Origin of the sequence: Gluconacetobacter liquefaciens (assembly GCF_003350405.1) — a bacterium.
Classification (GTDB): Bacteria; Pseudomonadota; Alphaproteobacteria; order Acetobacterales; family Acetobacteraceae; genus Gluconacetobacter; species Gluconacetobacter liquefaciens.
The window spans coordinates 154,939-162,773 of record NZ_QQAW01000008.1 but is presented as its reverse complement, the minus strand read 5'-3'; the positions used below and the strand labels follow the sequence as shown (position 1 = coordinate 162,773).

Below are 7,835 nucleotides of genomic sequence, written 5' to 3'. Positions count from 1 at the left end.
GCCGCAGATGCCGCACGTGCAGGGATCGATTTCCGCCGCCTATACCTGGGACGTTCCCTACGGCAAGCTGCTGACGCGGATCCAGTATATCTATCGCGGACCGTTGCAGTCGCGGGTCTACAATAATCCGCTGTATGACCACACACCGGCCTATAATCTGTGGAATTTCTATGCGTCGTACAAGCCCGATCACATGCATTGGCTGTTCGCGGTCACCTGCTCGAATCTCAGCAATTTCGCCGGAGTCAATTCGCGCTACACCGACCCATACGGAAGCGGCCAGACGGTTGAGCAATATGTTCCGCCGCGCCAGATCTTCGGGACGGTCTCCTATTCGTTCTAGTCTGTATCTGCGGGCGATCGTCGCGGCCCTGGCACTGGCCGCGACAGATGCCGCACGTGCAGGGATCGATTTCCGCCGCCTATACCTGGGACGTTCCCTACGGCAAGCTGCTGACGCGGATCCAGTATATCTATCGCGGACCGTTGCAGTCGCGGGTCTACAATAATCCGCTGTATGACCACACACCGGCCTATAATCTGTGGAATTTCTATGCGTCGTACAAGCCCGATCACATGCATTGGCTGTTCGCGGTCACCTGCTCGAATCTCAGCAATTTCGCCGGAGTCAATTCGCGCTACACCGACCCATACGGAAGCGGCCAGACGGTTGAGCAATATGTTCCGCCGCGCCAGATCTTCGGGACGGTCTCCTATTCGTTCTAGTCTGTATCTGCGGGCGATCGTCGCGGCCCTGGCACTGGCCGCGACATCCGCCATGGCGGCGCCACGACCACATCTGCGCGTGGCGCTGGGCTGGCTGCCGCAGGCCGATTTCGCCGGCTTCTTCGCGGCCCAGGCCAACGGCCTGTATGACCGGGCCGGGCTGGATGTCGAGATCGTTCCGGGCAACGCTCGCAACGGGGCGGTCATGATGCTGGCCACCGGCGCATATGATTTCGTGAATGTCTTCAACAGCGGCGTCGCGCTGGATATGGCGAACGTCCATCTGCCATATATCGCGATCGCCGCCATCTACCAGAAAGAGCCGACCGCCATCATCGTGCATGACGGGCCGGACGCTCCACGCTCGCTGGTCGATCTGCGCGGCTATCCGATCATGATCAGCCCTGAGGCGCTAGATAATTACTGGGCTTTTCTGGTCGGCCGTTTCGGTTACACCAGCAGTCAGGTGCGGCGCTATACGGGCGACAGCACGCTGTTCATCGCCACGCCGCATATCGCCCAGCAAGGCTACCTGACCAACGACGTCGCCCGCCTCCATGCCGCCGGCGTGCCGATCCGCGTCTTTCCCCTGGCCGATGCCGGCTACAGTTCCTACGGCCCGATCATCGTCGCCCGCCGTGCCTTGGTCGATCAGCATCCCGAGATCGTCCAGCGTTTTCTGGACGCGACCCTTCAGGGCTGGTGCCTGTATCTGCACGGCGACCGCACCGGCACCGACCGCCTGATTATGGCCGGCAATCCAGACTATACCGAGCAGAACGCCAGCGACGCCGTCGCCGCCATGCGGCAATACCAGCTTATAGAAGGCGGCGACGCCCGGACCCAAGGCATCGGCATCATGACCGCCGCGCGCTGGAACGCCTATTTCCAGCAGATGCAGCCAACGGGCCTCTATCCGCCGCACATGGATTTCTCGACCCTCTACACGACCCGCTTCCTGCACCACATGACCTGCGATTCTGGACAATGACCGGTCGGATATAGGCCCTATTCGGGCCACCACGCGATGCTGGTCATGCTCAACGAGCCATGCTCGATATGGCTCGGCGCGCAGACCACACGATCGGTGTCACGCGCGACGCCCACCGTATAGAGCAGCGGCCAGTCATGATCCGGGGTGGGAACCGACAGAAGCGCCGCGTCGCCCAGTTGTTCGTACTCGATCACCTGCTGGACATCGCCCGCCATCACGGCCTGGACGATCCGGTCCTCGAACCGGGCGGCCCAGTCATGGGGCGGGCAATCCTGCCGCGCCCAATTCATGCGTCCCAGATTATGCACGATGTTGCCGGTGCCGATGATCAGGATCCCCTCTTCGCGCAGCAGACGCAGGGCCCGGGCCAACTCGTAATGAGCCCGCGGCGTTCGGCGACGACCATGACTGAAGCGTCCCGGGCTTTCCGGAGGCTCCTACGGGACGCGCAAAATCTGGCATCAGATGCGCCGTGAAGGTATCCAGGAGGCCAAATGCACCGTGGAGCGCCTGATGCGCGCCATGGGTTTGGCCGGCATTCGGCGCGGGAAGAAGACGGTTACGACCATCAGCAATCCTAAGACCTCATGTCCGCAGGACAAGGTGAACCGTGAATTCCGAGTGAGCCGGCCGAATGCCCTGTGGGTGGTCGATTTCACCTACACCCAACGCCTAGCCGAAGTCATCTGGCGCCTGTCCTCTTGGCCCGGCGTGTCGGCCGTAGAAATGGCAACATTGCGCTGGGTCGATTGGCTCAATAACCGCCGCCTCTCCGGTCCCATCGGCTATATCCCGGCCGCCGAGGCCGAAGCCAATTACTATGCAGCACTTGAGATGATCGATAGAGCTGCATCACTCAAACCAAATAGCCTCCGGGAAACCTGGGACGCTTCAGGCGCCGATCCACGCCCCTAGCCTGCAACGTTTTGAGGGCTTTGCCGCTGGCGCAGCCCGTGTCGGCGAAGACGATTTGTGGCGGGCCGATCCTCTCCTCTCCTCTCCTCTCTTCTCCCCTACGCCCAGGATGGTGGCGGCGAAACTGGGCGCGTCCGCCGTGGTCGTGACGACCCCATGGTCCAAGATCAACTGGCAGCCCTCGGCACAAACCACGGCCTGGACATTGTAGGCTTGCCGACGTTCATGCACGTCGGAGCGGCCCATCATGAGATCTGTGCGCGGGTAGTGGGCGATTGCATACGGCATGCAACTGGAGCGTGTACTGACCCTAGTCCAGAAGCCGGACGATATCGGCGAAGCGGCGCGTGAGGCTGTGTGGCCTTCTTTCGGCCAGATAGCATACCCGGAACATGAACTGCATATTCGGGGAGAATTCGCGGATGACGATATTCGGCTCATCCGGCGGAATATAGAAGGGATGAACGATCGATACGCCCAAGCCCGCCGACACCAGCGAGAGAAGAAGTGTCGCGGTATTGACGACATGCGCGACATTCAGCGTCACGTCCTCCTGCGCGAAGACATCGCGCACCAGCCGGGATGTCGAGGATTCCAGATTGAATGAAATGAAGGGCACATCCGCCAGGTGGTGCGGCATGATAACCGTCCTGGCCGCAAGCGGGTGGTCGCGGGGCATGATGCATACCATCGGACGTTCCATCAGAGGAACGGATGTGATCCCGGCCTCATGGCCCTGGGCGCCGATCAGTCCGACATCAATGGTTCTGTTCATGATGCCGCGCACGATGTCGATCGACGGTAGCGAGATGATATTGAGAAGAACATTTGCGTTTCTCTCCAGATAGAGCGCCGCGGCGCGGCCGATGAAGCCCGTCGACAGCGCAGGCAGAACGCCGATGACAAGTTCCCTGTTCTTTCTGCGGCGGATCGCGCGGACAATGTCTTCGACCTTGTTGAGCCCGCGATGCAGGAAACAGACCTCTTCATAGAGTGTCATGGCCTCGGCCGTCGGCCACAGGCGGCCCTTGGTCCGCTCGAACAGGTCCAGTCCCGTGTCGATTTCGAGGTGACGCAGCAGCTTGCTCGCCGCCGGCTGTGAGATGTTCAGATGGGCCGCTGCGGCACTGACCGTTTTCTGTTCGATCAGCGCCGTGAAGAGCTCGATCTGTCGAAAATTCAATGGCTTCGTCAAGCTTATAACCTTTTGGAATGGTTTTGGTCAAAAACGGTCTTAGACAATTTATGTCTTTCCCAGCAATGTTTTCATATCGAAAGGATTTGGCATGGTCGTCGATTGCGTGGTCATCGGGGGGGGGATCGTTGGCTCGGCCATTGCCTATGGGCTGGCCGGCTGTCTGGACGATGTCCTGCTGCTCGATGGCAGCGATGGCGACCCGCGTGCCGCGCAAGCCAATTTCGGCCTAGTCTGGTATCAGAGCAAGGGCGTGGGCATGCCCGCCTACCAGCGCCTGTCCCGCGAATCTGTTCAGGAATGGCGGAGTTTCCATAAGGAAATCGAGGACATGAGCGGCGTCCCCGTCGAATTCGTCGGGCGCGGAGGGCTGGCCTATTGCCTGGGGGATGAGGAGTTTGAAGCCCGCCAGGCGATTCTGTCCCGTCTCGCCTCCCAGATGGCGGACACGGGGATCGAGATGCTCTCGCGTGGCGCGGTGGAGCGGCTGCATCCCGGTATCCGCCTGGGGCCCGAGGTGACGGGAGCCGCCTTTTCGACCCTGGACGCGCATGTCAATCCGCTGCGTCTGCTGCTGGCCCTCCAGCGTGCCTTCGCGCATCGCGGCGGCACGATCCGCCGGAGCGAGTCCGTCCAGGCGATCGAGACCGGGCGCGGGCAATTCCGCATTCGCCTGAAAACCGGAGACGTGGATGCCGCGCGCGTGGTGATCGCGTGTGGAGAAGCCAGCCGCGTGCTGGCAGAGCCGCTGGGCATGACGCTGCCATTCACGTTGCAGCGCGGGCAGATCATCGTGACCGAACGTATGGCGCCTTTTCTGGCCTATCCGTCGGACAGAATCCGCCAGACGGCCTGCGGCACCGTCATGATCGGCGCGACGAAGGAGGATGTGGGTTTCGACCCCGGCACCACCGCCGCCGCCGCCGCCGGTCTGACGGCGCGCGCCATCAGGGTCTTCCCCGATCTGGCGCAGGTCTCGCTCGTCCGCCAATGGAGCGGCCGCCGCGTCATCACGCCCGACATCGCGCCGCTTTACGAACGCAGCGCCGCATTTCCCGGCGCCTATGCCTGCGTCTGCCATTCGGGCGTGACGCTTGCCGCGTACCACGCGCGCACGCTGGCGCAGCGCATCGCCGGGCGCGGAAGTTGGCACGAAATGGAAAAATTCAGCGCCAGGAGATTCGATGTTCAGGCTGCTTGAACAGGGGCGGAGCGGGGAGGACGCGGTGACGATCGATCTCGATGGTCAGCCGGTGCGCGCCCGTGCCGGAGAAACGGTGGCCTCGGTGCTGATGCGCGAGGCGGAGGCCTGGTGCCGCGCCACGCCTGTTTCGCAGGCCCGCAGGGCGCCGTACTGCATGATGGGCGTCTGTTTCGACTGCCTGATGCTGGTCGAGGGCGAAGGCCTGCTGCGCGCGTGTCAGACCTATGTGCGCGACGGCATGAAGATTCGCCGCCAGATCGGCGCGCGCCACGTGGTGCCGTCATGCTGAAGCCGGACCTGCTGATCGTCGGCGCCGGCCCGGCGGGCATGAGTGCCGCCGTGGTGGCGGCGCGCGCCGGGCTGTCGGTCATGGTCGTCGACGAGCAGCCGACGCCGGGCGGCCAGATCTGGCGCGGCATCGAGGCCAATGCCGGCACGGCGCGCGGCCGAGCGCTGGGCGCGCCGTACCTGTCCGGTCTGGCGACGGTGCGCGCGTTCCGCGAGAGCGGTGCTGTCTATTGGCCGTCCACCCGTGTCTGGCAGATCGAGCCGACGCTCAGGACGTATGTGACCGGCCCCGACGGCACCCTGATGATCCAGCCGTCCGCAATCCTGATCGCCACCGGCGCGCAAGAACGGCCGGCCCCGTTCCGGGGATGGACGCTGCCCGGCGTCATGACCGTGGGCGCGGCGCAGATCCTGCTCAAGGCCCCCGGCACTGTGCCTGCGGCGCCGGTCTGGATCGCGGGATGCGGTCCGCTGGCGCTGCTCTACGCGCATCAGCTCGTCAGGCTGGGGGGGGCGGTGGCCGGCTTCCTCGACACCAGGATGCCTGCCCCGCTGGCGGGGGCGGCGCGGCTGGCGGCCGGCGCCGTCCTGCGCAGTGGGCGGGAACTTGCCAAAGGGGCCTATTGGTACGCCGACCTGCACCGCCGCGCGGGGCGCTATGTGCGGGGCGTGGTCGATCTACAGGCGCTGGGGACGGACCGTGTGGAGGGCGTGCGCTACCGGACGGCGGACGGACGGGTCGAGGAGGTGGAAACCTCGCTGCTGCTGATTCACGAAGGGGTGGTGCCCGAATTGCACACCGCCCGCAGCCTGGGCTGCCAGACCCGGTGGCATGCGGGGCAGGCCGCCTATGTCCCGGTGCTGAACGAATGGGGCGAGAGCAGCGTACCCGGGATCCTGGTCGCCGGCGACGCGGCGGGAATCGGCGGGGCCGAGGCTGCGATTCAGCGGGGCAGGCTGGCCGCCCTGCGCATCCTGTCCCGGCTGGGCAGGTTGCCCGCCGGCCAGGAAGGGGCCGAGGCGGCATGCCGCAAGGCTCTGGCGAGGGCGCTGGCCCCGCGCGCCTTCCTCGACCGGATCTTCATGCCGCGGGAGAACGTGTTCCTGCCCGACGACGACACCATCGTCTGCCGCTGCGAGGAATTGCGGGTGCGCGACCTGCGTGGAGCCCTGTCGTGCAGCGTCGGCGCGAACCAACTCAAGGCCTTTACGCGGGCAGGCATGGGCCCCTGCCAGGGACGGCAATGCGCCTACACCGTAGCGTCGCTGATCGCCAACGTGGAAGCCCGGCCGATGGGCGATGTGGAACCGTTCCGGGTCCGGCCGCCGCTCAAGCCGGTCAGGCTGTGCGACGTGGCGAGCCTGGCGGAGGAGGCTGCGCCGCCATGATGGCAAGCCAGGCGACGACGGCGGTGATCGGGGGCGGACTGCATGGCCTGGCCTGCGCTCTTGCGCTGGCGGTTCGCGGCCAGGATGTGGTGGTGTTCGAACGGTCCTGGGTCGGGCGGCGGGCATCCGGCGCGACGGCCGCCGGCGTGCGCACGCTGGGGCGCGACCCCGCGGAGATCGCGCTGTCGCTGGTGGCGCTGGAACGATGGCACCGGATTGCAGATCTGGTCGGCGACGATTGCGGATTCCATGGATCGGGGCAGATCAAGGTCGCCGAGAATCCAGCGGAAATGGAAAGTCTGGCCGAACGAGCTCGCCTGACGCGGGATATGGGCTTCGATCATGAGGAACTGATCGATGCGGCCGAACTGCGCCGGCTGGTGCCGATGATCAGTCCGCATTGCGTGGGCGGCCTGGTCGCGCGGCGCGATGGCGCGGCGGACCCGCATCGCACCATCGCCGCCTTTCGCCGGACGGCCGAGGGGTGCGGCGTCACCATCCGCGAGGGCATCGCCGTGACGGCGTTGGAACCCGATGCCGGCGGATGGCGTGTCGTCACCGATGCCGGTACGTGGCAGGTCCGCCACGTCGTCAACGCGGCAGGGGCCTGGGGCGGGCATGTCTGCCGGATGATCGGCGAGCCCATCCGCTTCGGCTACAAGGCGTCGATGGTGTTCGTCACCGAGCGGCTGACCCCGATGATCCGGCCCGTCGTCAGCGCGGCCGGGCGCACCTTGTCCTTCAAGCAGTCGTCGCAGGGTACGCTGGTGATCGGCGGCGGCCTCCAGGGCTCCGCCGATCTGAAAACGGGCGTGACACAGGTCGATTTTCACGCCTTGGCCAAGGGCGCGCAATCGGCCCGGGCGCTGTTTCCCGCGATTGGCACCGTGCAGGTCGTACGCGCCTGGGCCGGGCTGGAGGGCGCGCCGGCCGATCTGCTCCCGGTCATCGGGCCCTCGGTCCGGGCACCCGGAATTTTTCATATGTTCGGATTTTCCGGGCATGGATTCGAACTCGTGCCCGTTGTGGGGGAGATCGTGGCCGACTGGATCACGCGCGGCCGGTCGTCCCACGACATCGGTGCCTTCGATGTCGCCCGTCTTTCTCTGTGAAGCGCGCTTGAT

At 64.9% G+C, this 7,835-nt stretch carries 6 protein-coding genes and 5 pseudogenes; 8 read left to right on the top strand and 3 right to left on the bottom strand.

The annotated features are described in order from the left end of the window. The 3 genes and pseudogenes from C7453_RS18980 to C7453_RS14090 form a co-directional block, all read left to right on the top strand. Positions 1-343 (top strand): annotated as a pseudogene (locus C7453_RS18980) (TonB-dependent receptor); the annotation flags it as partial. Positions 344-399: 56 nt separating this feature from the next. Continuing rightward, positions 400-726, top strand: coding sequence for a TonB-dependent receptor (locus tag C7453_RS14095; protein WP_245949050.1), 327 nt, complete (start codon positions 400-402; stop codon positions 724-726). Next, a complete protein-coding gene (locus C7453_RS14090; protein ID WP_114728185.1) occupies positions 680-1,717 on the top strand; it encodes an ABC transporter substrate-binding protein in 1,038 nt (345 codons plus the stop codon). Before C7453_RS14095 ends, C7453_RS14090 begins: the two co-directional genes overlap by 47 nt. 17 nt (positions 1,718-1,734) lie before the next feature. Here C7453_RS14090 and C7453_RS14085 read toward each other — a convergent pair. Then, a pseudogene (locus C7453_RS14085) lies at positions 1,735-2,100 on the bottom strand (dioxygenase family protein); the annotation flags it as partial. 58 nt (positions 2,101-2,158) lie between these two features. Between C7453_RS14085 and C7453_RS14080 the strand changes: the two are divergent. Further along, a pseudogene (locus C7453_RS14080) lies at positions 2,159-2,635 on the top strand (IS3 family transposase); the annotation flags it as partial. Here the strand turns inward: C7453_RS14080 and C7453_RS14075 are convergent. Together C7453_RS14075 and C7453_RS14070 are read right to left on the bottom strand one after the other, a co-directional pair. Next, a pseudogene (locus C7453_RS14075) lies at positions 2,622-2,884 on the bottom strand (IS5/IS1182 family transposase); the annotation flags it as partial. The pseudogenes C7453_RS14080 and C7453_RS14075 sit on opposite strands and share 14 nt — an antisense overlap. 61 nt (positions 2,885-2,945) lie before the next feature. Continuing rightward, positions 2,946-3,830 (bottom strand): LysR family transcriptional regulator, encoded by an 885-nt coding sequence (locus C7453_RS14070; RefSeq protein WP_114728183.1) that lies wholly within the window; start codon positions 3,828-3,830, stop codon positions 2,946-2,948. A 91-nt stretch (positions 3,831-3,921) separates the two neighbouring features. On the opposite strand from C7453_RS14070, the gene C7453_RS14065 reads away from it, so the two are divergent. The 4 genes and pseudogenes from C7453_RS14065 to C7453_RS14050 form a co-directional block, all read left to right on the top strand. Beyond that, positions 3,922-5,031: an NAD(P)/FAD-dependent oxidoreductase gene (locus C7453_RS14065; protein WP_114728182.1), complete on the top strand. Its 1,110-nt coding sequence runs from the start codon at positions 3,922-3,924 to the stop codon at positions 5,029-5,031. Next, complete coding sequence (locus tag C7453_RS14060; RefSeq protein WP_114728181.1) at positions 5,015-5,323, top strand: (2Fe-2S)-binding protein; 309 nt, start codon at positions 5,015-5,017, stop codon at positions 5,321-5,323. Before C7453_RS14065 ends, C7453_RS14060 begins: the two co-directional genes overlap by 17 nt. Beyond that, positions 5,317-6,711, top strand: a complete 1,395-nt coding sequence (locus C7453_RS14055) for an FAD/NAD(P)-dependent oxidoreductase (RefSeq protein WP_114728180.1) — start codon at positions 5,317-5,319, stop codon at positions 6,709-6,711. Before C7453_RS14060 ends, C7453_RS14055 begins: the two co-directional genes overlap by 7 nt. Beyond that, a pseudogene (locus tag C7453_RS14050) lies at positions 6,645-7,823 on the top strand (NAD(P)/FAD-dependent oxidoreductase); the annotation flags it as partial. The gene C7453_RS14055 and the pseudogene C7453_RS14050, both read left to right, overlap by 67 nt. Positions 7,824-7,835 lie beyond the last annotated feature (12 nt).